Consider the following 26,259-nt stretch of genomic DNA (forward strand, 5'->3'; position numbering starts at 1 on the left):
TTTGTCGGCCGGAGCCTGGGGGTTGGACATGGGTTCTACTTTCCGGTTGGGGGTGCGCCCGCGGTCGATGCTCGGATGCGGAGCCGCGTAGGACTCGTCTCGATGACGGTCGAGGCAGGCGGCTCCTCCTCGGCGAGCAGTCGGACGAAGAGCCGCGCGCAGTGAGCCCCGAATTCGCGGGGATCGAGGTCGAGTGCGGTGATGGGGGGTGTGGAGAGCTGGACCACGGCACTGTCCACGCACGAGGCGAGGAGCAGATCCACCCCGATCGTCCTCCCCAGTGTCGTCGCGACGTCCACCGCCACGGCGGCGGTGTGATCGGAGCCGCACACGAGGGCGTCCGTGTCGGGGTTCTGCTGGAGAACGCGGCGACATGCGGTCGCGGCTTCCGCGGCAGCGGGACTGAACGGAACGTCCGAAAGGCGGGGACGGACCCCGTTCGCACGGCACCACGTGTCGTAGCCCGCGCGCAGCGCTCGCCCCCACGCGGTGTCGTCACCGGGTCCGAGGAAGGCGGGATGCCTCGATCCGTTCGTCTTCAGGTGGTCGAGCAGCTCGACCATCGCTCCGACGTGGTCGGATTCGACGATCCCGGTCGGGATGCCGAGACCGGCGTCCACCCTCTCGCCGCTGACGATCGGGAGGCCGAGGGAGAACAGCTGCCGGAGGTGCTCGTCCCCGTCCTGTGCGTCGATGACGATGAATCCGTCGACGTTGTAGGACACCGCCCTCGTGCTCGCGTCATGCGGAAGCATGACGAGCGACAGGCCGCTCTCGTTCGCCACGTCGACGATCCCGAAGGTGAAGTCCATGTAGTAGCTGAGGCCGGTCACGTCGTCGGGCAGCACGAGCCCGATCGCTCCGCTCCGAGCACGACGGAGGTTCTGTGCGGTCACGTTCGGGCGGTAGTTGAGTTCGCGTGCGACGCGGCGCACCCGCTCGGCCGTCTCGGCGGACACGCGTCCGGTCTGGGTCAGCGCCGAAGAGGCGGCGGTCCGCGAGACTCCCGCGGCACGGGCGACGTGCATGAGCGTCACTCGGCCCGGTTGCCGGTCGCGGGACGTGCCCATGTTCGCGCTCCTTTGCGGCGGGACCATCGTTTCGGGTGCGGAATCGATCCCGCACGCTTCACTGTAGCGGTGCGGGATCGATTCCGCAAGATTACCGGCCGGGTCAGGACTCGTAGCGGGCGGTCCCGCGCAGGAAGGTCGCGACGACCCGGATGCCGGGGAGGTCGGATGCCGCGGCATCCCGCGGGTCGCTTTCGAGGATCACCAGGTCGGCGCTCGCACCCGGCTCGACGACACCCCACGGCGCGTCCGTCTGGTCGGCGAACGCCTGCCGGGCGACCTGCGCCGAGTAGCTGTGCAGGGCGTCCTCGATCGACACCCGCTCGTGCGGGGTCCAGCCGTCGGCCGGCTCGCCCTCGGCGGTCTGGCGGGACACCGCGATCGCGATGCCGTCGCGCGGGTCGCCCGACGACACCGGCCAGTCCGATCCGAACGACAGGGTCGCGCCGCTCTCCTCCAGGGAGTGCAGCTGGTACTGCCGGTCGGCGCGCTCCTCCCCCAGCCGCGGCACCGTCAGCACCGTCATGAGCGCGTCCTGCTGCGCCCACAGCGGCTGCATGCACGCGATGACGCCGAGCTCCGCGAACCGGCCGAGGTCCTCCTCGGCGATCAGCTGCGCGTGCGCGATCACCGGACGCCGGTCACGCGGGCCGTTCGCCTCCACCGCGCCCTGGATCGCATCGAGCGCCTGGCGGACGGCGGCATCCCCGATCGCGTGGATGTGGATCTGGAAGCCCGCGGCATCCACCGCCTTGACCGCGTTCGCGAGCGCGTCGCCGTCACCCCACACGTGCATGCCGTGGTCGTGCAGCCCCGAGCAGTACGGCTCCAGAAGCGCGCCGGTCTCGTTCTCGACCACGCCGTCGGCGAAGAACTTCACCGTGTGGGCGGTGAGGAGCGGGTCCGCGGCCTCCTCGACGCGCTGCCGGGCCTTGATCATCTTCGGCAGCTGGGCGTCGAACGCGCGCGGGTCCGCGTAGTGCGCGAGGTTGAAGCGGATCGGCAGGATGCCGCGGTCGGCGGCCTCCAGGTACGTGTCCACGTCGCGCGGTTCGACCCAGGCATCCTGCACCCAGGTGACGCCGCGCTCCAGGTAGTAGCGGCCCGCGGTCTGCAGCGCCCGCATCCGTACCTCGTCGGGCCGGATGGGCGCCACGTTGAGCACCAGGTCGACCGCACCCCACTCGCGCAGGGTTCCGAGCGGCTCGCCGTCGTCGCGGTGCGGGATCTCGCCGAGCTCGGGGTCCGGGGTGTCGCGGGTGATGCCGGCCCGGCGGAGCGCCTCCGAGTTCACCCACACCGTGTGGTAGTCCCAGGCCCGCAGCACGACCGGGCGGTCGGCGACGGCGCGGTCCAGCCAGCGGGCGTCGAACAGGCCGGCCTCGGCGAGGCTTCCGTCGTACGACGCCCCGAAGATCCACTCCGAGTCCGGATCGTCCGGATCGGTCGGGTTCTCCGCGGCATACCGGCCCACCTCGGCGACGATCTCGTCGACCGACGTGCACGCCCGCACGTTCGGGCCCTCGGCTTCGAGGCCGCCGAACAGCGGATGCGCGTGTCCGTCGCCCCACGACGCCATCACGAAGGCGCCCTGCAGGTCGATGCGCCGGGTCTCGTCATCGGCGGCGGCGTCGGCCGCGTCGTCGAGCGCGGCGATCCGGTCGTCGTCGATCAGGATCGATCGGGCGACGGGGACGCCTGGTCCGCGCCAGATCACGCCGTCGGACAGGAGGGTCTGGGTCATCGGGTCTCCTCGGGTTCGCGGTACGCGCCGTGCACGTGCGGCACTCATGCTATCGGGCGGTATACCGGAGACGCCAAGCGACGGACTCGTGGCGCCCCGGATGCCGGTAGTCTCCGTGGTGTGGCACGGCTCGGTCAGATGCTGAAGTGGTGGGCCGCGGACTACGTCTACGCCGTCGTCTGGCAGGTGAAGGGGACGCTGCGTCCGGGGCGTCCCGCCGACCTGCTGCCCGGCGACGGACGACCGGTCGTGGTGATCCCCGGCGTGTGGGAGCCGTGGGGATTCATGCGTCCGGTGATCGACGCCGCGCACGCGGCCGGGCATCCCGTGCACGTCCTGCCGGCGCTCGGCCGCAACAGCCGCCCGGTGCCCGCGACCGCGCAGGTGGTGGCCGCGCACCTGGCCGCACACGACCTGCGCGACGTCGTCATCGTCGCGCACAGCAAGGGCGGCCTGATCGGCAAGTACGTGATGACCGAGTGCGATCCGGATGAGCGCGTCACGCGGATGGTCGCCATCTGCACCCCGTTCGCCGGGTCGGAATACGCCCGCTTCATGGCGCTCGCGTCGCTGCGCGCCTTCTCGCCCAGCGACCCGGTCACGCTGGCGCTGCAGGAGCAGCTGCACGCGAACGAGCGCATCACGACGATCACGGGCGTGTTCGATCCGCACATCCCGGCGATCGCCGACCTGCCCGGCGCCACCAACATCGTGCTGCCCGACGGCGGGCACTTCCGGCTGCTCGCGCGTCCCGACGTCCACGAGATCGTCGTGGATGCCGCGGACCGGCCCCGCCCCGGCGGCTGAGTCCCGCCGACTACGCGGGCTGGCGCGGGCAGGTCGACAGGACCCGGGTCATCGCGGACTTCTCGGCGGCGGTGACCCACAGGTGGTAGGCCGCCTTCACGGAGATCTGGGTGGCGACGTACCGGCAGCGGAACGCCTTGTTCGGCGGCAGCCAGGTGGCGGCATCCCCGTCGCCCTTCGCCTGGTTGGTGGGACCGTCGACCGCGAGGAGGTTCCGCGGATCGTTGGCGAGCTGTTCGCGCCGGGATGCCGACAGCTGCTGCGCGCCGGTCTGCCACGCGTTGCTGAGCGCCACGACGTGATCGATCTGCACCGCGGTGGACGTGTTCACACCCCGCGTGAAGTGGATGACGGTCGTGGTGTACGGGTCGTTCAGGATGCCGGAGAGCACCTTGCACGACCCGGAGAGCGTGATGTGCCGCAGATCGCGGCGGAGGATGTCGTTGCGGGTGTCGCAGCCGTTGTGGTCGACGTCCGCCCACGCCTGACCGAACTGGGTTCGAGAGTACCCGGTCTTCGGGGCGCGGCCCTTGACCGGGATGGTCTGCAGCAGCGCGAGCGCCGTGCCGGTCGCGGGTGCGGCTTTTGGCGCGGTGGTCTGAGACGGCACCGCGGACGTGGCTCGCGGGTTCGTGCTCGGAGCAGACGGAGTCCGGCCTGCGGTGGAGACGGTCGGGCTCGCGGTGGATGCGGCATCCGACGCAGGCGGATCGCCGATCGGGCGCGTCGCCCCGTGTGCGGTGAGCCCGATCACGACGCACAGCGCGAGGACGACCCCGCCCCAGATCCATCTTCCGTTGCCCTTGCGCACCCTGATCCTCTCGGCGTCTTCCTGAACCGAGCCAGTCTACGGGCGGGGCCGCGGACAACGAGAAAGGGGGCCGGGCCCGAAGGCCCGACCCCCTCTCGGGAAGTCAGATGACTTACTTGACGATCTTCGTGACCGTGCCGGCGCCGACGGTGCGGCCACCCTCACGGATCGCGAACCCGAGGCCCTCTTCCATGGCGATCGGCTGGATGAGCTCGACCGACATGTCGGTGGTGTCACCGGGCATGACCATCTCGGTGCCCTCGGGCAGCGAGATGACGCCGGTCACGTCCGTGGTACGGAAGTAGAACTGCGGGCGGTAGTTCGTGTAGAAGGGGTTGTGGCGGCCACCCTCGTCCTTGGACAGGATGTACGCGGTGCCCTCGAAGTTGGTGTGCGGCGTGACCGAACCCGGCTTCACGACGACCTGGCCGCGCTCGACCTCGTCGCGCTTGAGGCCACGGAGAAGCAGACCACAGTTCTCGCCGGCCCAGGCCTCGTCGAGCTGCTTGTGGAACATCTCGATACCCGTGACCGTGGTCTTCTGCGTCGGGCGGATGCCGACGATCTCGACCTCGGAGTTGATGGCCAGGGTGCCACGCTCGGCGCGGCCCGTGACGACGGTGCCACGACCGGTGATCGTGAAGACGTCCTCGATCGGCATCAGGAACGGCTTGTCACGGTCACGCACCGGGTCGGGGATCGACTCGTCGACGGCGTCCATGAGCTCGACGATCTTCTCAGCCCACTCGGCGTCGCCCTCGAGAGCCTTCAGGCCCGAGACGCGGACGACCGGAGCGTCGTCGCCGGGGAAGCCCTGCGACGAGAGCAGCTCGCGGACCTCGAGCTCGACGAGCTCCAGGATCTCCTCGTCGTCGACCATGTCGGACTTGTTCAGCGCGACGAGCAGGTAGGGCACGCCGACCTGCTTGGCGAGCAGCACGTGCTCGCGGGTCTGAGCCATCGGGCCGTCGGTGGCGGCGACCACGAGGATCGCGCCGTCCATCTGAGCCGCACCGGTGATCATGTTCTTGATGTAGTCGGCGTGACCCGGGGCGTCCACGTGTGCGTAGTGACGCTTCGGGGTCTCGTACTCGACGTGCGAGATGTTGATCGTGATGCCGCGCTGGCGCTCCTCAGGAGCCGAGTCGATCGACGAGAAGTCGCGCACGACGTTGACATCCGACGGGTACTTGTCGGCGAGCACCTTCGAGATCGCCGCGGTGAGCGTCGTCTTGCCGTGGTCGACGTGACCGATCGTTCCGATGTTCACGTGCGGCTTGGTGCGCTCGAACTTGGCCTTAGCCACTGGGTCCTCCTCAGGACGGTCATGCAGCAGTTTCGGACGCTGGTTCGCGCCCGTCACACTACGGGGTTTGAAATCAGTCTAGGTGACTGAGCAGTTGTGATTCTGTGAAGTTGTGGACGCCCCGGATGCCGCCGCGTGGGCGGCATCCGGAGCAGCAGGGCGGTGTTACTCGCCCTTGGTCTTCTGGACGATCTCGTCGGCCACGGCCTTGGGGACCTCGGCGTAGGAGTCGAACTCCATCGAGTAGACCGCACGGCCCGAGGTCTTCGAGCGCAGGTCGCCGATGTAGCCGAACATCTCGGACAGCGGCACGAGGGCACGCACGACCTTGACGCCGGCGGCATCCTCCATCGACTGGATCTGGCCACGGCGGCTGTTCAGGTCGCCGATGACGTCGCCCATGTACTCCTCGGGAGTACGGACCTCGACCGCCATGAGCGGCTCGAGGATGACCGGGCTGGCCTTGCGGACAGCCTCCTTGAAGCCCATGGAGCCCGCGATCTTGAACGCCATCTCGGACGAGTCGACGTCGTGCGACGCGCCGTCGAGCAGGATCGCCTTGACGCCCACCATCGGGTAGCCCGCGAGCACGCCGACGTTCATGGCGTCCTGGAAGCCCTGGTCGGTCGGGCTGATGTACTCGCGCGGGATGCGGCCACCGGTGACCTTGTTCTCGAACTCGTAGATCTTCTCGGCCGTGACCTCGAGGGGCTCCAGCGCGAACTGGATCTTCGCGAACTGACCCGAGCCACCGGTCTGCTTCTTGTGCGTGTAGTCGTGACGCTCGACGGTCTTGCGGATCGTCTCGCGGTACGCCACCTGCGGCTTGCCGACGTTGGCCTCGACCTTGAACTCGCGCTTCATGCGGTCCACGAGGATGTCGAGGTGCAGCTCGCCCATGCCCTTGATGACCGTCTGGCCGGTCTCGGCGTTCTGCTCCACGCGGAACGTCGGGTCCTCTTCGGCCAGCTTCTGGATCGCGAGACCCAGCTTCTCCTGGTCGGCCTTGGTCTTGGGCTCGATGGCGACCTCGATCACCGGCTCCGGGAAGGTCATCGACTCGAGCACGACCTGGTTGGCGGCATCCGACAGGGTGTCACCCGTCGTGGTGTCCTTCAGGCCGATGACGGCGTAGATGTGACCCGCGGTGACGGACTCGACCGGCATCTCCTTGTTGGCGTGCATCTGGAAGATCTTCCCGATGCGCTCCTTCTTGCCCTTGGTCGCGTTGACGACCTGGGCGCCGGAGTCGAGGTGACCCGAGTAGACGCGGATGTAGGTCAGGCGACCGAAGAACGGGTGCGTCACGATCTTGAACGCGAGAGCCGTGAAGGGCTCCTCACGGTCGGCGTGACGCTCGATGACGATCTCTTCGTCCTTGGGGTCGTGCGCCTCGATGGCGGGCACGTCCAGGGGCGACGGCAGGTAGTCCACGACCGCGTCGAGCATCGGCTGCACGCCGCGGTTCTTGAACGCCGAGCCGCAGAGCACCGGGTAGAGCTCGCCGGCGACGGTCATCTTGCGGATGGCGCCCTTGATCTCGGGGATCGTGAGCTCTTCGCCGCCGAAGTACTTCTCGAGCAGTGCGTCGTCGGACTCGGCGACCGTCTCGAGCAGCTGGTGGCGGTACTCCTCGGCCTTCTCCTGAAGGTCGGCGGGGATCTCCTGCACCTCGTACTTGGCGCCCATGGTGACATCACCCTTGGCGTCGCCCGGCCAGACCAGTGCGCGCATCTCGATGAGGTCGACGACGCCGACGAAGTCGCTCTCGGCACCGATCGGCAGCTGCAGCACGAGCGGCTTGGCCTTCAGGCGGTTGACGATCGTGTCGACCGTGAAGTAGAAGTCGGCACCGAGCTTGTCCATCTTGTTGACGAAGCAGATGCGCGGCACGTCGTACTTGTCGGCCTGACGCCACACGGTCTCGGACTGGGGCTCGACGCCCTCCTTGCCGTCGAAGACGGCGACCGCACCGTCGAGCACGCGGAGCGAGCGCTCCACCTCGACCGTGAAGTCCACGTGGCCGGGCGTGTCGATGATGTTGATCTGGTTCTTGTTCCAGAAGCAGGTGACGGCGGCCGACGTGATCGTGATGCCGCGCTCCTGCTCCTGCTCCATCCAGTCGGTGGTGGCAGCGCCGTCGTGCGTCTCGCCGATCTTGTGGTTGACGCCCGTGTAGAACAGGATGCGCTCGGTCGTCGTCGTCTTGCCGGCATCGATGTGCGCCATGATGCCGATGTTGCGGACCTTGTTGAGGTCGGTGAGCACGTCTTGTGCCACGGGATGTCTTCCTTACGTTTCGTGTGAAAGTTCACGGGGATGCCGGCCGGGGAGGTTGTCTCCGGCCGGCATCCGGGTCGCTGATGATTACCAGCGGTAGTGCGCGAAGGCGCGGTTCGACTCGGCCATCTTGTGGGTGTCTTCGCGGCGCTTGACCGCGGCACCCAGGCCGTTCGAGGCATCCAGGATCTCGTTCTGGAGGCGCTCGGTCATCGTCTTCTCACGACGACCCTTGGCGTAGCTCACGAGCCAGCGCAGGGCGAGCGTGTTGGCACGGTGAGGCTTGACCTCGACCGGCACCTGGTAGGTCGAGCCGCCGACGCGGCGGCTCTTGACCTCGAGGGTGGGGCGCACGTTGTCGAGCGCCTTCTTGAGGGTGGCGACAGCGTCCTGGCCGTTCTTGGCCTCGACACCCTGGAGGGCGCCGTACACGATCGACTCGGCGAGCGACTTCTTGCCGTCGACGAGGATCTTGTTGACGAGCTGGCTGACGATCGGTGCGCCGTAGACCGGGTCGTTGGCGACCGGACGCTTCGGGGCGGGTCCCTTGCGAGGCATCTAACTCAACCCTTCTTCGCGCCGTAGCGGCTGCGCGCCTGCTTACGGTTCTTGACGGCCTGGGTGTCGAGCGCACCGCGGACGATGCGGTAGCGGACACCCGGGAGGTCCTTCACACGACCACCGCGCACGAGCACCAGCGAGTGCTCCTGCAGGTTGTGGCCCTCGCCCGGGATGTAGGCCGTGACCTCGGTGCCGTTGCGGAGCTTCACACGAGCGACCTTGCGCATCGCCGAGTTCGGCTTCTTCGGGGTGGTGGTGTACACGCGGGTGCACACGCCGGCCTGCTGCGGGTTCGCCTTCAGAGCGGGCGCCTTGGTCTTGGAGACCTTCGGCGAACGCCCCTTGCGGACCAACTGCTGAATGGTTGGCACGTTCTCTCCTTGTCAGTGCTGCACGGTGACAGCGTTCGTGTCTCATCTGCGGCTTCCGCACTCGTGCCGGGGCATTCGTGTCGGGATGTTGCAGACTCACGCGGACCCACCCGCAGAAAATGCATTCTGTTTGAGAGGGTGGGTATGCCGTGGGGGTGACCTGTTCGCAGGTCGGTCCCTGAGGTGCGGCGCGCGTGCGGCGTACGACATGCCGAGGCATGACGGACGGCGCGCAATGCGCACACAAGGTCTAGTATATGCGGCCGCCGGCGAGACGGTCAACATCGGCCGGGACCGCACGGCGGGTGTTCAGGATGCGTTCATCCCGGCGACCGCTCAGGGAGCAAGCAGGGCCACGAGCAGCGCGACCGCCGCCCCGACGACCACGACCCCCACGACGATGATCGCCAGCAGCGTGCGCAGGCGGGTGCGGCGCCGGTGCGCGGCGACCCGGTCGGCGTCGGGCGCCGATCCGGCCGGGGGCGGCAGGGGCACGGGCCGCCGGTCGGGGTCGGCGTCGGCGGGTGCGGGCACCGGGCGCGGACGGTAGACGGCGGGCGGCGCCTCCGGCTCGAGCGGCTCCGTTCGCCGCGGCGCGGCCGGCGGCGCGAGGGGCGCATCCCGGCGGGACAGCTCGGTGCGGTCGGCGTCCTCCGGATCCTCCGGAGCGGGATGCCGGGGAGACAGGACGGTCGCGTCGTCCGGGGCATCCGGAGCGGGATGCCGGGGAGACAGGACGGTCGCGTCGTCCGGGGCATCCGGTGCGGGATGCCGAGGGGACAGCACTGTGCGGTCCACGAGCTCGGTGGTGTCCGTCGGCTCGGGGACGCCGCGTCGAGGCGAGAGCCGGGTCCGGTCGTCCGGCTCGAACGCGTCACCCCCTCCGCTCACGTCACTCCTTGCCGCGCGTCAGGCGCAGCTCCGCATCGCCGAGGAGGAAGCGCTCCCCCACCAGCTGCGAGGCCCCGGCCGGGAGGTCGGTCTCGGTGCCGTCGTCCGCGATGAGCACGACGCCGTTCGTGGACCCGAGGTCGGTGATCGTCCAGCTGTCGGCGGCCAGCTCCAGGCGGGCGTGCGTCTTGGACACGGTGCGGGTCTCGTCGGCGATGTCGACCAGCTGCGCCTGCGGATAGGCGGGGTCGGCGGCGGGCCGCCGACCGAGGATCAGCACCGGGGACGTCAGCCGGATCGGGGCACCCAGCGGCAGCGTCAGCATCCACTCGGTGCGGCGCCGCGGCGCGATGATCGTCTCGTCGAACGCGCCCTCGGCGTCCGGCAGCTCCGGTTCGGCGCGGCGCGCCGACACGGACGAGCGCGCCGACATCGGCACACCCGCCATCGGGGCGCCCGCGACCGCGGAGACCTCCGCCGAGGTGTCCGAGAAGTCCGCCGGTTCCGGGGCCGGGGACCGACGGGCCGCCGACACCGGGGCGGGCGGCGCCCACGGGTCGGCCGGCGACGCCGGGACGGCCGGAGCGGGCTCGGCGGCCGCGACGGGCGCTGAGGCCTCGTCCTCCTCCGTCGCGGGTGCCGGGCCAGGGGTGCTCGCAGCGACCGGGACCGCGTCGATCAGGCCCGCGGTCGGGTGCGACGCGACCGCCGGCTGGGCGGTGGTCTCGGCACCGGCGACCGACCGCCGCGGGCCGGGCACCGGGTCGTCGATGCCCTCGAGGTCGTCGTCTTCGGGCGCGGCGTACAGCGGGGCGAAGGGGTCTTCCGTCGCCGGCGGCGCGTAGCCGTCGGGGGCGGCCGGGGCCGCCGGGGGCGGCGACATCCACGACGGCGCATCGCCCTGGGATGCCGCGGGGGCCGCCGGAGGCTGCGACAGCCACGACGGTGCCGGGGCCGCCGGGGCATCCTCCGCGGACTGCGGGAAGCCGGCCGGAGCACCGTACGCGGCCGGCTCGTAGCCGGAGCCGGGGGCGGCGCCGATCGCCGCCGCTCGCAGGCGCGGGTCGGGTCCGACCCAGCGCGCGGAACCCCAGCCGAGCACGCTCGACCACACCGGGAAGAGCAGCGCGGCGAGGAACGTCATCCCGACACCGGCCCCCTCGCGGAATCCGAAGGCGACGTTGATCCGAGACGCCGAGATGATCACCAGCACCCAGAGCGCCAGCGGACCGAGCACCGGGAAGAGCACGATCAGCACCAGGAACGGCGAGAACCCGCCGAGCTTCAGCACCGTGGCCGTGTTGAAGTACGGCACCCACCCGGCCCAGCCGGGCTCCCCCGTCTTGCGGAAGACGGCGTTGAGGCTCAGCGCGGTCCAGACGTACACGCCCGCGACGAGGAGGATGTCGACGATCACCGCGACGACGATCAGGCCGGTGTCGGCCCCGGTGTTGTAGCTGCCCATGTCTGCTCAGGCCCCGGTCGTCCCGGGCCCCCTCCCTTCGGTGGTGCGCGCGGCTCGGCGAGCGCGGGCGCGCGCGGGCCGCAGCTCGCGCAAGAACGATCTCAACGATAGGGCCGCGAGAACCCTGCGGACCACCGGGAGGGATGCCGCCAGGCGGCGGCGCTCCTCGTCGACGATGCGCCAGAACTCGCCGGCCTCGGCATCCGACAGGGCCGCGTCCGAGAACACGGCGTGGTCGGCGACGGCGGCGAGGGTCGCGGCGTGGCCTTCGGCCCGTTCGGCGGCGGACCACTCGGCGTGCTCCCGGGCGAACTCGACGCGGGTGCGGCCGGTCTGCACGGGCATCCCGTGGTCGACCGCGGCGTCCACGAACTCGTCCCATCCGCCGACGACCCGGCCGGCGGTGTCGGGGGCGTTGCGGCGCCCGCGCCGACGCACGGCCTTGGCGCCGAGGATCACCAGCAGCGGGCCGAGCAGGATGACGAGTGCGGCCAGGAAGATCCCGGCCACGCGCAGGGCCGCCCAGAGCGCGGCCGGTCCGGCATCCTGCTGCTTGACGGCCGGCGCGTGCGCGGCATCCCGCTGCACCGGGTCGGGCGGGACGACCTCCTGCGCGGTGCTCGGGCGGGCATCGGTGGCGTTCTCCGGGTCGCGCTGGCGCACCACGGTGTCTGTGACGCCGACCGTGTGCTGCGGGGTCGCATCCACCGGGATCCAATCGCCGGACGAGGACTGCACCTCGGTCCACGCCGTGAGGTCGCCGCCGCGGCACACCCCGCCCGCGCACGACGGGACCCCGTCGTCTCCGCCGGTGAGGCGGGCGCCGACGACCACGCGGGCCGGGAATCCGAGCGTCTGCGCGACGAGCGCGGTCGCGACGGCGAACTGCTCGTCGTCGCCGACGCCGGCCACCAGCGACGCACCGGGCTTGCCCTGGGCCTGCTGCTGGCGGGTGAGCAGCTGCTGGAACAGGGTGTCGATGCGGCCCAGCGAGTGACCGGACGCGCTCGGCTGGAACGTGTACCGGTCGCCGAGGGCCTTCTCCCACGCCGCGCCGCCGGCCGGCACCGACAGGGCGTGGCTGAGATATCCGCGCTGACGGAGGCGCTCGACGAGCGTCTGCAGAGCGGCCCCGTCGGCGCCGGCATCCTGCTTGGCCACCCACGTCTTCACGCTCGAGGGGATGGTGACCTGCGGCTCCGCGTGCGGCGACTTCGCCGCTGAGAGGGCGGGGACGGGAGGGGAGGCCGACGTCATCGTGTACGAGACGCCCGACCGCACTCCGCCGCCGGCGGTCTCGACCGCGGCCTGGGCCGGCGCGTCGTAGTAGAAGGCATCCGCGCGGGATCCCGCATCGCCGCCCGCGAAGCGCACCTCCTGGAGCTGACCGAACGAGGGCAGGAAGATGCCGGAGAGGCCCTGCACGGTGATGCGCGCCGTGCTCGTGGGTCCGGACGCCGGAAGCGTCGAGGGAACCCGCACGAAGTCTCCGCGCCCCGCGCCGGGATCCGAGACCCGGTAGGCGACGCCGTCGTACCAGGACAGCGTCGCCAGGCGCACGCGGTCGGGAAGGGGCCCGTCGACAGGGGTGACCGTGAACAGCGCCCGGTTCACCATCGGGTCGGTGAAGGCGGTGCGGTAGTCGGTGAGGGGGGTGACGGCGCGGGCGATCTGCAGCTCGGGACCGGTCGCCGAGCGCAGGACCTCGCGCGGGCGGCTCTGCGCGATCGCCGGCGCGACGGCGGAGGCGCCCACCACGGCGACCGCGACGAGCGCCGCGGCGAGAGCGGCCCGACGGATGTCCGACCCGGTGCGCTTTCGCGACCAGCGGAGGCCGCCCGCGGCTGCGGCCCGCTGCAGGGCCGCGCGCCTTCCGGCCGCCACCCGCCATGCCAGCCAGATCAGCGAGCAGACCAGGGTCAGCGCCGCGCCCAGCTGCTCGCGCGGGGCGGGGATCGTCACCGGGCCGACGGTGATCGGCGCACTCGTGACGGTGAGGCCGAAGAGGAGGCCGTACAGCGGCATCGTCCACGCGAAGACGACCCCGAAGGCGCCGACGCGGGTGCGGCGGCGCCCGATCAGCACCGTCCCGAGCGGCGCGATCGTGAACACCAGGACCGCCGGAACCAGCAGGTTGCGGTACGTCCCGACCGGGAGGTTCACCGTGACGAGGTCCTTGAACCCCGTGACCGCACCGGCCACGGTGCTGCGGAGGGAGGTGAGGATGCCGGCGGGCGTCGCCGGCGGCACCGCGACGACGACGCCGACGACGAGGACGATCGCCGCGGCGGCGAGCGCCACCGCCCACCACGGCAGGGCGCGCCAGACGGTGAGCCCGGCGAGGAGGATCCCGGCTGCGGCGGCGGTGCCGGTCGCCACCAGGAAGGCCGGGTCGGCGTAGATGGGCCAGGTGACGAACATCCCGACGGCGGTCACGGCGATCGCGTACAGGGCGGCGGCGGCGAGCCATGCATCCCGCAGTCCGCCCTCCGCCCGCGCGGCACGGCGCGGCGCGCGGCGCTCGCGCACGACCGGGTCGGTCAGCGGCCGGATGCGCCCGCGGCGGCTCACGACTGCACCGCCCGGAACATCAGGCCGGGAAGGTCGGCGAGCACGCCGATCGTGAGCACGGTGAGGTCGGGCAGCACCTGCCGGCGCGGGTGGGCGACCTGATCGGCCACCACCGCGACGACGACGGTCTCGGGCGGGAAGGCCAGCGCCGCACGGCGGAGCCGCCCGGCATCCGTCTTCGCGCCGCAGACGACGAAGGCCAGGGCGAGCGAGTCCGCCGTCTCGGAGGCGAGGCGGCACACCTCCTCGAGCGGCACCGGGGTCTCGGCCGCGTCGATGCGCGAGAACCCGTCGAGCATGGGGCGCGGCGCCGGGGCGCGCAGCACCTCGATCGCCCGGCTGCGTCCGCGGTCGGTGCGCGGCGTCGACAGGCCCGTGACGACCTCGATCTCGCGGCCGTCGCGCACCGCCTGCACGGCGAGGGATGCCGCGGCGCTGACGGCCAGCTCGAACTCGTCCGGGGCGGCGAAGTCGCCGGGGTCGACGCTGAGCACCACGGCGAGGCGCGACCGCAGGGTCTGCTCGAACTGGCGCACCATCAGCTGCCCGGTCTTCGCGGTGGACTTCCAGTGGATCTGGCGCTGCGCGTCGCCGGGCACGTACTGGCGGATGGCGTGGAAGGACATGTCCGCGTCGACGAGTCGCTGCACGGGGCTGCCCTCGAGGTCGCGGATGAGGCCGCCGGACACCGCCGGCACCGGCACGGTCTGCGGGTGCACGTACAGGTCGTGCACGGCCTCCCAGCGACGTTCGCGGCGGAGGATGCCGACCGGGTCGCTGCGCACCGCGGTGGGCGGGCCGATGCGGATGACGCCGCGCGCGACGGCCGGGATCTCCAGGTGCCGGACCACCTCGTGCCCGGCCCGCAGCAGCGGCACGCCCAGCTCGATGAGGCCGGCGCCGACCGGCAGGTCGAGCCGGCCGGGCAGCGCGGTGCGCGTGCCCGTGTTGCGCACGTGGACGTCCGCGTCGACCGTGGTGCCGGCCACGACCCGCTCGTGCGACAGCTGCACGGAGACCTCGTACCCGCGCGCGCCGAACAGGAAGGGGATGCTGGATGCCAGCAGCACGAGGGCCGCGATCCCGGCCAGGAGCGCCTCCACCCATCCCCAGACGAGCCCGGCGACCAGACCTCCGGCGACGAGCACCAGCAGGAGCCACCCCGCCGGCATCACCGTGTCGGCCACGCTCCGGCCGACGCGGGCGGCCGCGTCGGCGGCCCGGGAGAACGCCGCGGCCGTCGTTCCGGCGAGACGCGCGAGCGCCGGGGCGCGCCCGGAACGCCGCGACACGCGGGTGCGGGTCGCGGTGAGCTCGGTGGTCGAACCCGTGTCGCCGGCCGACCGGTGGGTGGCCGGCGCGCCGGTGGTGGTGGGGGCCGGGGTCACGCGTCAGGCCTCGCGCTGGGTCGGGGGGAGCACGTCGAGCAGCGTCTGCCCGATGACGGCTTCGGCGGTGACGCCGTCGAACTCGGCCTCCGCGTGCAGGATGAGACGGTGCGACAGCACCGGCACGGCGAGCGCCTTCACGTCGTCGGGCGTCACGTAGGTGCGTCCCTGCGCCGCGGCGCGGGTGCGTGCAGCGCGGGTGAGGGCGAGCGCGCCGCGGATCGAGACGCCCAGTCGCACCTGCTCCGCCTGACGGGTGGCATCCACGAGGCGGGCGATGTAGTCGAGGATCCGCGCGTTCGCGTACACGCCGCGGGCGAGCTCGGCCATCTCGGTGAGCGCACGCGGGGTGATCACCGCAGCGAGGTCGCTGGTCGCGACCGCCGCACCGTCGAGGATGCGCAGCGTCGCCGCGTGGTCGGGGTAGCCGAGCGACGTCTTCATGAGGAAGCGGTCGAGCTGGGCCTCGGGGAGGCGGTACGTGCCGGCCTGCTCCACCGGGTTCTGGGTGGCGATGACGAGGAACGGCGAACCGACCGCGCGACTGACGGCATCCACCGTGACCCGGCCCTCCTCCATGACCTCCAGGAGCGCCGCCTGGGTCTTGGGGCTCGCCCGGTTGATCTCGTCGGCGAGCACGACGTTGGCGAACACCGGCCCGGCGTGGAACGTGAACTCGCCCGATTTCTGGTCGTAGACGGTGATGCCGGTGATGTCTCCGGGCAGCAGGTCCGGCGTGAACTGGATGCGGGTGTTGGTGCCCTGCACGGACTGGGCGAGGGCGCGGGCCAGCGACGTCTTGCCGGTGCCGGGGACGTCCTCCAGCAGCACGTGGCCCTCGCTCAGCACCGCGGTGAGCACCAGTTCCACCACGGCGCGCTTGCCGAGAACGGCCCGCTCGACGTTCTCGGCGAGCTGCCGGAACGTCTGGGCGAACCAGGTGGCCTGATCCTGCGAGATGGTCATGTGTCCTCTTTCGTGGCCGGTCAAGGGGTGGGGGTCGGGTCGGGTCCGGGGGTGCACGTGCCGCCGAAGGTGTCGGTCGCGTCGCCCAGGTTCCAGTTCGCGTTCGACCAGTGGGCCACAACGCCGACGCCCGAGACGCTCACGGCTCCGGCGGGCACGGTGCCGTCGGTCGGCGTCGTGAGCCGCTTGCCGTTCGCGTTGCGGTACACCGCGCCGGAGAAGTCGAAGGCGAATGTCGCCCCGCCCCCGGTGGACGTGCCGCTCGCGGCAGGCGCGGAACCGGCGGTGCACTGCGACACCTGCCAGCTCGCCGCCACCTGGTACGGGGCGCTGCCGGCGGCCGGCACGACGGCGGCACTGGCGCTGCGCCAGCCGTTCCATTCGTGCCAGACGCGGATGCCCGGATCGGATCCGATCACGTCGGACGGATAGCCGGAGAACGCCGTGTCGACGCCGGCCGGCGGGTTGTCGACGTCGGACGTCGGCTGCGACCGGATGAGCCACTGGGCGCCGTCCGAGACCGGCTTCGGGGCGCCGTCGACCTGGAACGTGTACCCCTTCGGCGCGGAGTCGTCCGGGTAGGCCGTGATCTGCCGCGAAACCTGCGAGCTCGCGAACTCCTGCCCGCCGAACCAGGATTCGACGCACATCGTCACGGTGTACGTGCGGCCGACGCTGACCGTGTACTGGGCGGATGCCCCGGAGTCCGCGGTCTGGCATCCGCGCAGTCCGAGCGCGAAGCCGTACCGCAGGCTCGACCCGTCGCCGTTCAGGTCGGCCGACCCGGACGCGGTGATCGTGGCGGAGCTGCCGGATGCCTGCGAGCTGAGGCTGAGCCCGAGGTTCTGCGGGGCGCCGATGCCGGTGCCGAGCGTCGACCGCGACTGGCCGTTCGGGGTCCCCTGCAGTCCGGCGGGCAGCTCGAACCGCGAGACCGGTGTCACGGTGATGGTCGTCGCCCGGTTGCTGCCGACCGTGTACTGCGCGACGGTGACGGAGCTCTGCCCGCGGCGCACCGGCTGATCGACGGTGTCGCCGGTGGCGCTGGTGATGTGCAGCGACGCCGTCTGCGCCGAGTCGATCCCGTCGATCTGCAGGGACACGACTCCGCCGGCATCCCCGGCCGGCACCGGCGTCGCGGTGACGGATGCCGGCGCGCTCGGCGCGTTGTACGCCCAGCCGCTCGTGGACACGCTGCCGCGGGACTCGCCGACGGCGTTGCGGGAGGTCGCCGTGTACACGCGCTCCACGCCGTTGGGCGCCTTGATCGCCGGACACGTGCCGTCCGGGCCGCAGGTCGCCACGACCGCACCGCCGGAGCGGATCACGTAGCCGGTGACCGCGGGCCACGCCTGCTGCGCCGCGCCCGGGCTCACCTCGAGGGTGAGGGTGCCGTCGCCGTAGGCGACCTGGCTCACCGCGGCCGGCGTCTGCGGGTAGCCCTGCAGGTTCAGCTGCACGTGCGCGGCCGTGCTCGCCGGGGTCACCCGGCCCTGCGCGTCGCGCATCGCCACCGAGGCGGTGCACTGCTGGCCGGGCGTCTTCGCCGTCCACGTCGCGCGGACCGCGGCGGCCGACTCGACAGCGAACGCGATGCCCTTGCAGGCGGAGGTGACCGAGACGACCCGCAGCGGCGTGTGCGGGAGCGGGTTGACCTCGCCGGGCGCGCCCGACACCGTGACCGTGCACGACGAGCCGGATGCCTCGGAGCACTGCTGCGCCACGGTGCCGCCCTGGGGCAGCACCGACGGCGCCGCGCCCACGCGCAGGATGAGGCGCGCCGGCGCCACGCCCGGCGAGCTGGAGACGCCCACGACGGCGACCTCCTCGGCGCCGGGGAGGGCGGCATCCCGAGCGGCGATCCGCAGGTGCGATCCGGACTGCGTGACCGTGAAGTCCGCGCCGCGGTACGCGACGGTGTAGACGATGTGCGCCCAGTCGGCCGGCCCCTGCCAGACGGTGAGGCTGCGCAGGTCGTAGGACGCGGTCTGGCCGGGTCCGACGGTGACGGATGCCGGCGACAGCTGCGGCACCGGAGCGTCCGCGATCACCTGGATCGGCACCGACAGATGGGTCCAGTCGGTCTGGCCCGCCAGCCGCACGCTGACGACGCAGGCATCCGCCCACGGCGCGCCCTTGCCCGCCGCGTATGTGACCGAGCCGCCGGACACCGTGCACCGGGCCTGAGCCCGCGCGCCGGTGGTGTCGGCGGTGCGGTCGACCTGCAGCTGCGCGCCGGCGGGCAGGGCGACGAGGTCCGCCATGCGCCAGGTGACCGACTCCCCCTCCTTGACGCGCTCGGGGGCCAGGTTCGGCTTCAGGGTCAGGGGCAGCTGGTTCGCACCGGGGATCCGCAGGAACCCGTAGGTGACGACCTTCTCGCCCGACAGCGTGCGGCCGGTGAGCCGGAACGGGATGAGGCGCGCCGCGTCGGTCACCCGGCCGCTGATGCGGTGCCCGGACACCGTGAGGCCGGCGTGGTCGCCCCACAGGCTCAGCGTGAGCGTCGACGGGTCGCCGCCCGTCCACGACACGTGGCCGGCGACCACGTCGATGCCCTGCGGGAAGCGGTCCCGGTCGACGGCGGTGAGGGCCGTGTCGGTGACCACCGGGTAGTCGGGAACGGCGGCGCGCACGACCTGCACGACGATCCGCCCGCGCGCGGTGTTGCCGGTGGAGCTCTCCACGTCGTACAGGTACGAGATCGTGCCGGGGTCCTCGCCCGCGCTGACGGCGATCCGGTCGGACCCGATGCGCTGCACCCGGGCGGCCAGGCGCGCGTACTCCGGGTTCGGCGAGCCGTCCTGCAGGAACTGCACGACGTCCGGGCGCACGTCCTTGAGCGTCAGGGTGCCGCCGGTCGGGTCGATGTCGTTCGCGAGCGGCGAGATCCGCACGGCATTGCCGCCGCCGGCCTGCACGTCGACGTCGTCGGTGAAGGTGACCGGGCTGGGGTTGGTCTGGGCATCCAGCACGCCGACACGGACGGTGCCGGTGCCGGTCGCGCCGAGCGCATCGCGCACCCGGTAGGTGAACTCGGCCTGCCCGTGGAACCCGGGGACGCTCGTGTAGACGATGGCCGAGCCGTCGGGCGAGATGGCGGCGGATCCGGATGCCGGCTGCGTGACCACCCGGTCGAGGATCACCGCGTCGCCGTCGGGGTCGACGCCGAACGAGCGGAACGGGATCGTGGTCTGCTGCCCGGTGAGCACGCGCCCCTCCAGCGTGCCGGGCCGGGGGGCGCGGTTGGAGCCGTCCGCGATCACGGTGATGCGCACGGTGGCGCTGTCGGTGAGGTTCGGCGCTCCTGCCGCCGAGACGGCGTACCGCACCCGGTACTGCCCCGGCGCGGTCGGCGCGAGGTAGCGCAGCATCCGGCCCGACGCGAACGCGAGCGAGCCGTGGCCCGCGGCGCCGAGGGTGCGGACGGATGCCGGGTCCAGGGTCATCGCCTGGCCCGAGGTCGAGACGTCGTTGTCGAGCACGGGGATGTCCACCTGGGCGCCGACACGCACCACGACCTGGTCGTCGACCGCGATCGGCGCCAGTTCGGGAGGCGGCGGGAGGAGGTAGACGGTCGCCTGCCCGGTGACGCTGCCGCCGACCCCGCCGGAGCCGTCCGAGACGGTGTAGCGCACGGTGCCGAGCAGGCCGGGCTCGCCGGTGGCCGTCGACCCGGAGATGCGCAGGTAGTTCTGCCCGACGGCGTCCACCGACATGCTCGCCCCGGCCGCCGGCGCCGGCGTGATGTCGCTGAGCAGCAGCACCCGGTGGGTCGGGTTGGACACCGCGGCGAAGACGTCGAGGGTGACGTCCTGCTTGGGCCGCACGAACGCGGTCACCGGCGCGGTCGCGAGATCGGCGGGAGCGTCCGGCGGGAGCACCGTGATGCGCGCGGTGGCGGTGGCATCCGACGATCCGTCGGTGACGGTGTAGGCCACCCGGTACGTGCCGGGCTTCGCCGCGGTGAAGTCGAACGACGTGGTGCCGGCCGTGGGCACGGCCTCGGCGGACGCCTCGTCGAGCACCCGGACGCTCGACAGCGACAGCCGGCCCGCGGTGCCGGTGACGTGCGACGCCGTGTCGACGCTGAGACCCTGCGCGTGCGCGTCGACGACGGTGAACGACTCGGCGGTCAGCTTCGGATGCGCGGCGACCCTGACCGTGAGCGTGCGGGTGGTGGTGCGGCCGCGCGTGTCCCCGACGGTGACGGTGAGGGGGATCACCTGCGCGCGCGTCTCGGACGGGTCCGGATGCCGGTACACGACGTCGCCGGTCGCGGTCGTGGCGACGCTTCCGACACCGCTCGGGTTCTGCACGCCCAGCAGCATGACCGGGTCGCCGTCGGGGTCCACCCAGCCGTTCATCACCGGCACCGACACCGTGCCGCCGGGCGCGACCTGCGGGCTCGGCCAGGTGGCCAGGCATCCGGCGACCGGGCACCACTGCGGCGCGGACTCGGTCGAGGCCGGCCGCACGGTCAGGGTCACCGTGGCGAAGCGGGAGTACAGGCCGCCGCCCGACCCCGGCGCGGTGCCGTCGGTGACGCGGTAGCGGAAGGATGCCGACCCCGTTGCGCCGGGGGCGACCTGCACCACGAGACGCTGGTTCTGGTCGACGACCGACACCGTGCCGAACGACGACGGCAGCCCCGACACGGTCTGCGGGTCGATGCTGAGCACGTCCTCGTTGGGGTCGTGGTCGTTCAGGAGCACCGGCAGCGGCACCAGGGCGCCCGCCCGCACGCCGAAGCTGTCGGATTCGGCGACCGGCGGCTTCGGGTCGATCACCACCGGCGCCCGCTGCTGGGACTGGTCGGAGGCCGGATTGGTGTGGCTGCCCAGGGTCCAGTCCTGGCTCGACGGAAGCAGGCGACCGGTGGTGGCATCCCACACCCAGCCGGAGCGGGTGTCGTTGAGGATGACGCTCGAGCCGGCCGCGGTCAGCACCGGCCGGCGCTCCTCGGGGAGCGTGTGCCCGCCATACGACAGGTCGCGGCGTTCGTCGCCGGCGATCGCCCCGGAGGCGGAGCCGCGCCACAGGGTTCCGGAGCCGGTGCCGAGCCAGCCCGCATACACCGTGCCGCCCTGCACGATCGGCTGCGTCGGCGTGCCGAGGTCGGTCGTCCCGCCGCCGGTGACGCGCACCGGCTTCGACCCGTCGGCGGGCAGTCGCACGAGGCCGGTGTCGTCGGCGATCCACGCCGACCCGCTCGTCGCGGAGGGGATGCCCGCGGCGACCGTCCCGACGAGCTTCAGGGCGCGCGCCCCGGACGCCGACCACACCCGCCCGGCATCCCGGTCGGCCAGGAACCACGTCCCGCCGGCCGCCGTCATCGCCAGGTCGTCGCTGCCGGGCGGGAGGCCCGCGGCGGCATCCTGCCCCAGGGCGCGCCCCTGCGGGATGCTGAAGCGCAGCACCGCGCCGTCCGCACGGGAGGCGGCGAACACGGTGCCGGCATCGTCCACGGTGATCGCCTCGGCGCTGAACCCCCGCGCGCCGGGAGTGCCGTCGCCGGGCTGCACGGACACCGGGGTGGCGCCGAGCCGGCCCGCGTACACGGCACCGGCATCGGTGCGGTACGCGACGAAGCCGCCCGCGACGGCCGCGTCGACCGTGCCCGCGGGAGTGGATGCCGCGTGCCGCAGCGCCTCGTTGTCGAGGTCGGCCGGCTGGGCCTGGTCGATCCGGGCCAGCTTGCCGAAGCTGTCGGCGAACAGGTAGGCGCCCGATCCCACCTGGGCGACGGAGGTCGGGTTCTCGATGGTGCGCACCGTGTCGAGCTCACCGACGGCCGTGTTCACCCGGGCGTAGTGCCGCCCGGTGCCGGTCTGCAGCGCCCAGAGCGCCGACGCCGCCGGCGGTGTCTGCTTGGCATCCAGCCCCGGCCAGACGACGCTGACCGCGACGACGGATGCCACCGCCGCGGCGGCTGCGAGGACGGCGAGCAGGACCTTGCGACGCCCCATGTCAGCTGCGGCTCCAGGGCCACCGGCGGCGACGGGCGCGACCGCCGGTGATCGTGGCGTCCTCATCGCGCGCGAGCGAGGTCAGGTCGGTCGTCGTGCGCAGCCGCCGCGACCCCGGGGCATCCACCGCGGAACGCACCGGGCCGCGCGCCTGGGCGTCGGCGAAGTCCACCGGCGGCGACGGCGGCGCCCACTCGGAGGCGGCGAGTTCGATCGGGGTGCGCGGCAGGCCGAGCCGGACCTGCAGTTCGCCGAGCGCCTCGGCCAGGGCGAGAGCGGAGGGGTAGCGGGCCGCGGGGTCGCGCTGCATCGCGGTCGCGAGCACCCGCTCGAGCTCCTCCGGGACATCCGCGCGGTTCATCGGCGGATACTGCGCGCGCAGGATGCGCCGGCGCAGCTGGTCGCGGTCGTTCTGGCCCGGCTCCCGCCGTTCGAACGGGCTGCGCCCGGCCAGCAGCGAATAGAGCGTGGCAGCCAGCGCCCACACTTCGCTCGCGACCGTACCGGTGGTGTGCTCGGCGACCACCTCGGGAGCCGACCAGGGCACGCTCATGGCGAAGACGCCGCTGCCCTGCCCGGGCGCGAGGGACGACGCGATGCCGAAGTCGGCCAGCACGGGCGACCCGAAGGACGTGATGAGGATGTTGGACGGTTTCACGTCCCGGTGCACGAGGCCGGCGCGGTGCGCGGCTTCGAGCGCGGACGCCATCTTCACGCCGATCGCGAGGACCTCCGCGACGGGGATCCGCTCGAGGCGGAAGCGCTGGGCGAGGGAGCCCGGGCAGTACTCCATGGCGATGTACGGGCGCCCCTCGGCCGAGATCCCCGCCTCGTAGACGGTGACGATCGACGGATGGGCCGACAGGTGCGCGAGCACGTCGGCCTCGGCGTTGAACATGCGCAGCAGGTCGGCCTCGCCGGCGACGCTCGGCAGCACCTTGACGGCAACCTGACGGCGCGGCATGTCCTGGTCGTAGAGGAACACGTCCGCGAAGCCGCCCGACCCGAGCGGCCGCACGAACGTGAATCCGGCGAGGACGGGCGCAGCGGCCGGCAGTCGCTTCGGCATCGCTCCCCCGGCATCGATCGTGATTCGGCGAGCCCCGGCGCGTTACCCGATCAGACTCGGACGTCCATGCTAACAGTGGTGCAACTCGCAACCGTGATCGCATGCGGCCTACCGGGGCGTGTCCGGCGGGTGTACTGTCCGGCCATGAGCGCCATCCGACCTGTTCGTCGGCGCCGACTCCTGGCCTTCGCCGCTGCCGCCGTCGCCCTCCTCGCCCTCCCCCTCGGAGCCGCCCCCGCCCTCGCCGCCCAGCCGGCACCGGTGGCGAAGTACGTCGCCGTGGGCGACTCGTATGCGGCCGGCCAAGGCGCCCCGGGCGCCACCGGCGTCTGCCACGTCAGTCCGCTCGGGTATCCGTCGCTCATCGGCGCCGTCCCGCGGTACAACCTGCTGCGCGACCCCGCGTGCTCCGGCGACACGATCGCCCAGGTCGCGGGCACGCAGCTCAGCCAGGTGAACCGGGGCACCACCCTCGTCACGATCACCGCCGGTGCGAACGACCTCGGGATCGCCGACGTATACACGCAGTGCGTGCCGGACGCCGGCACCCCCGGATGCCTCGCCGCGATCGCGAAAGCGCAGCTGGCGCTCACCATGGTCGAGGGCCGCATGAGCGCCCTCATCGCGGCCGTGCACTCCGCCGCCCCGCGCGCCACGATCGTCGTGACCGGCTATCCGATCCCGTTCAGCGCCGACCTCGCGCAGCAGTTCCCGATCGCCGCGCAGGTGAACCAGGCGGTGTGGACCCTCGACGCCGCGCTGGCCGGGGCGGTCCAGCAGCAGGCCGCCGCGAACGTCGCGGTGCGGTTCGCCCCGGTGTCGTTCGCCGGTCACGAGATCGGCACCGCCGCCCCGTGGCTGGGCGGCGACCCGACGGACGGAAGCACCTTCCTGCATCCGAACGCCACCGGCTACGCCGTGTACGCGCAGACGATCCTCGCCGTCCTGGGTTAATACCGCGCGGAGAACCCGCCGTCGGTGTGGAGGAGCTGGCCGCTGATCCAGCGGCCTTCATCCGACAGCAGGAACGCGGTGATCCCGGCAATGTCTTTCGGCGTTCCGGCTCTCCCGAGCGGGTGGTGGGCGGTCAACGTTTCCCGCGTCTCATCGTCCATCCATCCCGTATCTATCGGCCCCGGATTGACGACGTTGGCCGATATCCGTTTCGGCCCGAGTTCACGGGCCGCGGAGATGACGATCCGGTCGAGCGCTCCCTTGGAGGCGCCGTACGGGAGATTTCCGGTCGTGTGATCGCTTGTGAAGGCGACGATCGCTCCGCCAGACGCATCCGCTTGGCGCGCGAAGGCGGCGATGAGCAGAAGCGTCGCTCGGGCATTGACCGCGACGTGCTCATCGAAGCTTTCGGCCGTGGTGTCGAGAATGCCGGATTCGACGTCGTGGGCGTGACTCAGCACGAGGGCTGAGAGCGGCCCGCGGTCGAGCGCGACCTGCTCGATGAGGGTGGTCGGCGCGGAGGCGTCGGAAAGATCGCACGGGTAGTCCCCTGTGTCGAGGTCGCTGGTGACGACATCCCAGCCGTCTGCGGACAGTCGGGGCACGACGCCCGCGGCGATGCTGTTGGCGCGCGAAGCTCCGGTCACAAGTGCGAGGGGCATGGGTCCACGTTAGTGGCGCGCGTTCGGATCGCGACGAACCGCCTAGCTGCGGCGCTACTTCGCTCGGTTCACCAGAGTGGTGATGCCCCAGACGATCAGCGCGGCCACCACCACGATGATGACGGCGTTGATCACGAGGTGGGTGAGCTAGGCGGTCAGTCCAGCGTGTCGTCGCCGGCCCGCGGATCGAACGGAGCATCCAGCGACTGGGTGAGCTCGGCCAGCAGCGCCTCGATCTGCGGTTCGACGAACTCGGCGACCGCCTCCTGGATGCGCAGGCGATGGTGGAGCAGGATGCCGCACACCTCCCGGCCGATCATGTTCGCGTAGTCGTCGGCGAGTCCGACCTCCTGCCGCAGGGCGGCCTTCGCCTCCGCGGACAGCGGCGGCAGCGCCGGGACATCCGCATCCGCCTCGGCCGCGAGGCCCGCGATCGTGAACAGGAACGGCGCGCCCGGTTCCGGGTCGGGGTCCAGCGGCATCCCCTCGAACTCCGGGTCGAGACCCTCGCTCGGCCGGTACGACCGGGCCCGGTTGCGGGTGGCCTGCTGGTCGAGCTCGGCCTGCAGCATCGGCAAGTTCCGGGCCGTGTAGTCGCTGACGGCGTGGTCGACGATCGTCTTCACCCGGGTGGAGAGCCCGTGCTGCACGCCGTGCGGTACGTCGGCGCCGAGCCCGGCCGCCGACAGCACCGGAGACCCGAAGCAGAGCCGGCACGGGGCCGAACGACCCCGGTGCGTGGCCGGCTGCCAGCGGGGCAGCCACCGCAGCCAGGCATCGACTGCCTGGCTGACCTGGGTTTCCAGGGACCGCTCCACGGCTCAACCGTACCGCCGTCACTCGTCTTCGTCATGCTCCCACGGCCAGCGCGGCCGGCGGGTGCGCGTGCGCACGAGGGCGATCCCGCACCAGGCGGCCACCACCGCGGCACCGCCGATCACCGCACCGAACCACGTGGTCGAGATGTGCGCGACGACGGATGCCCCGGACGCGATGTCCTGGGTCTCCACCATCACGCCGATACCGACCCCGATCAGGTACGCGAGGAAGCATCCCGCGCCGATCCACAGCGCCGCCCAGAACGACGGGCGCCCGCGACGGATGTGCAGCCACAGCATGCCCGCGAACGCGCCGCACGCCAGTACGACCCCCAGGATGCCGGGCAGCTGCCCGGACCCGCGGGCCGCGATGACGTCCTGGTCGGTTCCGAGGCTGACCAGGCCGAGTCCCGCGATCACCAGAGCGACGTAGCCGATCAGCGCGAAGGCGAGCGCCATCCGCGGAGGCACCGGGCCGCCGTGCGGCGGGGGTGCCGGCGGGTTCTCCGGATGAGTGGGCACGTCGGCAGGTTACCTCCGCCGGAACCGGCCCGGG

At 72.0% G+C, this 26,259-nt stretch carries 19 protein-coding genes; 2 read left to right on the forward strand and 17 right to left on the reverse strand.

Features of this window, described 5'->3' with window-relative positions; genetic code table 11:
- Positions 1-35: 35 nt before the first annotated feature.
- Together LK09_RS02510 and LK09_RS02515 are read right to left on the reverse strand one after the other, a co-directional pair.
- On the reverse strand, positions 36-1,070 hold the full coding sequence (locus LK09_RS02510; RefSeq protein ID WP_039395410.1) for a LacI family DNA-binding transcriptional regulator: 1,035 nt from the start codon (positions 1,068-1,070) through the stop codon (positions 36-38).
- A gap of 103 nt (positions 1,071-1,173) precedes the next feature.
- Positions 1,174-2,814 carry an amidohydrolase gene (locus LK09_RS02515; protein WP_039395413.1) on the reverse strand — a complete coding sequence of 547 codons (1,641 nt, stop codon included), beginning with the start codon at positions 2,812-2,814 and terminating at the stop codon, positions 1,174-1,176.
- Between the two features lie 120 nt (positions 2,815-2,934).
- Here LK09_RS02515 and LK09_RS02520 point away from each other — a divergent pair, with 120 nt between their 5' ends.
- Positions 2,935-3,621, forward strand: coding sequence for an esterase/lipase family protein (locus LK09_RS02520; protein WP_231562932.1), 687 nt, complete (start codon positions 2,935-2,937; stop codon positions 3,619-3,621).
- 10 nt (positions 3,622-3,631) lie between these two features.
- Here the strand turns inward: LK09_RS02520 and LK09_RS02525 are convergent, their stop codons facing one another.
- The 12 genes from LK09_RS02525 to LK09_RS02580 all read right to left on the reverse strand — a co-directional run bounded on the left by LK09_RS02525 (position 3,632) and on the right by LK09_RS02580 (position 23,269).
- On the reverse strand, positions 3,632-4,432 hold the full coding sequence (locus tag LK09_RS02525) for an HNH endonuclease family protein (protein WP_407939138.1): 801 nt from the start codon (positions 4,430-4,432) through the stop codon (positions 3,632-3,634).
- 112 nt (positions 4,433-4,544) lie between these two features.
- Positions 4,545-5,738, reverse strand: a complete 1,194-nt coding sequence (tuf, locus tag LK09_RS02530) for an elongation factor Tu (protein ID WP_039395416.1) — start codon at positions 5,736-5,738, stop codon at positions 4,545-4,547.
- A gap of 165 nt (positions 5,739-5,903) precedes the next feature.
- Positions 5,904-8,018, reverse strand: a complete 2,115-nt coding sequence (gene fusA, locus LK09_RS02535; RefSeq protein ID WP_039395419.1) for an elongation factor G — start codon at positions 8,016-8,018, stop codon at positions 5,904-5,906.
- Between the two features lie 87 nt (positions 8,019-8,105).
- Positions 8,106-8,576, reverse strand: a complete 471-nt coding sequence (gene rpsG, locus LK09_RS02540; protein ID WP_018171439.1) for a 30S ribosomal protein S7 — start codon at positions 8,574-8,576, stop codon at positions 8,106-8,108.
- Between the two features lie 5 nt (positions 8,577-8,581).
- Entirely contained in the window at positions 8,582-8,950 is a 369-nt protein-coding gene (rpsL, locus tag LK09_RS02545) for a 30S ribosomal protein S12 (RefSeq protein ID WP_039395425.1), read from the reverse strand.
- A 336-nt stretch (positions 8,951-9,286) separates the two neighbouring features.
- The gene (locus tag LK09_RS02550) at positions 9,287-9,841 is read right to left on the reverse strand and encodes a hypothetical protein (RefSeq protein ID WP_039395428.1); all 555 of its coding nucleotides are present in this window, start codon (positions 9,839-9,841) and stop codon (positions 9,287-9,289) included.
- A 1-nt stretch (position 9,842) separates the two neighbouring features.
- Positions 9,843-11,306 carry a DUF5684 domain-containing protein gene (locus LK09_RS02555; protein WP_039395431.1) on the reverse strand — a complete coding sequence of 488 codons (1,464 nt, stop codon included), beginning with the start codon at positions 11,304-11,306 and terminating at the stop codon, positions 9,843-9,845.
- A 6-nt stretch (positions 11,307-11,312) separates the two neighbouring features.
- The gene (locus LK09_RS02560; protein ID WP_052226328.1) at positions 11,313-13,877 is read right to left on the reverse strand and encodes a transglutaminase-like domain-containing protein; all 2,565 of its coding nucleotides are present in this window, start codon (positions 13,875-13,877) and stop codon (positions 11,313-11,315) included.
- Complete coding sequence (locus LK09_RS02565; RefSeq protein ID WP_039395436.1) at positions 13,874-15,265, reverse strand: DUF58 domain-containing protein; 1,392 nt, start codon at positions 15,263-15,265, stop codon at positions 13,874-13,876. Before LK09_RS02565 ends, LK09_RS02560 begins: the two co-directional genes overlap by 4 nt.
- Positions 15,266-15,268: 3 nt before the next feature.
- Complete coding sequence (locus LK09_RS02570) at positions 15,269-16,231, reverse strand: AAA family ATPase (RefSeq protein ID WP_039395439.1); 963 nt, start codon at positions 16,229-16,231, stop codon at positions 15,269-15,271.
- Positions 16,232-16,251: 20 nt separating this feature from the next.
- Positions 16,252-22,200, reverse strand: coding sequence for an Ig-like domain-containing protein (locus LK09_RS02575; RefSeq protein WP_039395442.1), 5,949 nt, complete (start codon positions 22,198-22,200; stop codon positions 16,252-16,254).
- A 1-nt stretch (position 22,201) separates the two neighbouring features.
- On the reverse strand, positions 22,202-23,269 hold the full coding sequence (locus LK09_RS02580) for a serine/threonine-protein kinase (RefSeq protein WP_052226329.1): 1,068 nt from the start codon (positions 23,267-23,269) through the stop codon (positions 22,202-22,204).
- A gap of 144 nt (positions 23,270-23,413) precedes the next feature.
- Between LK09_RS02580 and LK09_RS20515 the strand changes: the two genes are divergently transcribed.
- Positions 23,414-24,223, forward strand: a complete 810-nt coding sequence (locus LK09_RS20515; RefSeq protein WP_156138624.1) for an SGNH/GDSL hydrolase family protein — start codon at positions 23,414-23,416, stop codon at positions 24,221-24,223.
- Here the strand turns inward: LK09_RS20515 and LK09_RS02590 are convergent.
- The 3 genes from LK09_RS02590 to LK09_RS02600 form a co-directional block, all read right to left on the reverse strand.
- A complete protein-coding gene (locus LK09_RS02590; RefSeq protein WP_039395445.1) occupies positions 24,220-24,885 on the reverse strand; it encodes an SDR family oxidoreductase in 666 nt (221 codons plus the stop codon). The genes LK09_RS20515 and LK09_RS02590 overlap by 4 nt on opposite strands.
- A 155-nt stretch (positions 24,886-25,040) precedes the next feature.
- Entirely contained in the window at positions 25,041-25,703 is a 663-nt protein-coding gene (locus LK09_RS02595; protein WP_039395448.1) for a hypothetical protein, read from the reverse strand.
- A gap of 18 nt (positions 25,704-25,721) precedes the next feature.
- A complete protein-coding gene (locus LK09_RS02600) occupies positions 25,722-26,225 on the reverse strand; it encodes a hypothetical protein (RefSeq protein ID WP_231562933.1) in 504 nt (167 codons plus the stop codon).
- Between the last annotated feature and the right edge of the window lie 34 nt (positions 26,226-26,259).

The sequence above is a fragment of the Microbacterium mangrovi genome (genome assembly GCF_000802305.1).
GTDB classification, from domain to species: domain Bacteria; phylum Actinomycetota; class Actinomycetes; order Actinomycetales; family Microbacteriaceae; genus Microbacterium; species Microbacterium mangrovi.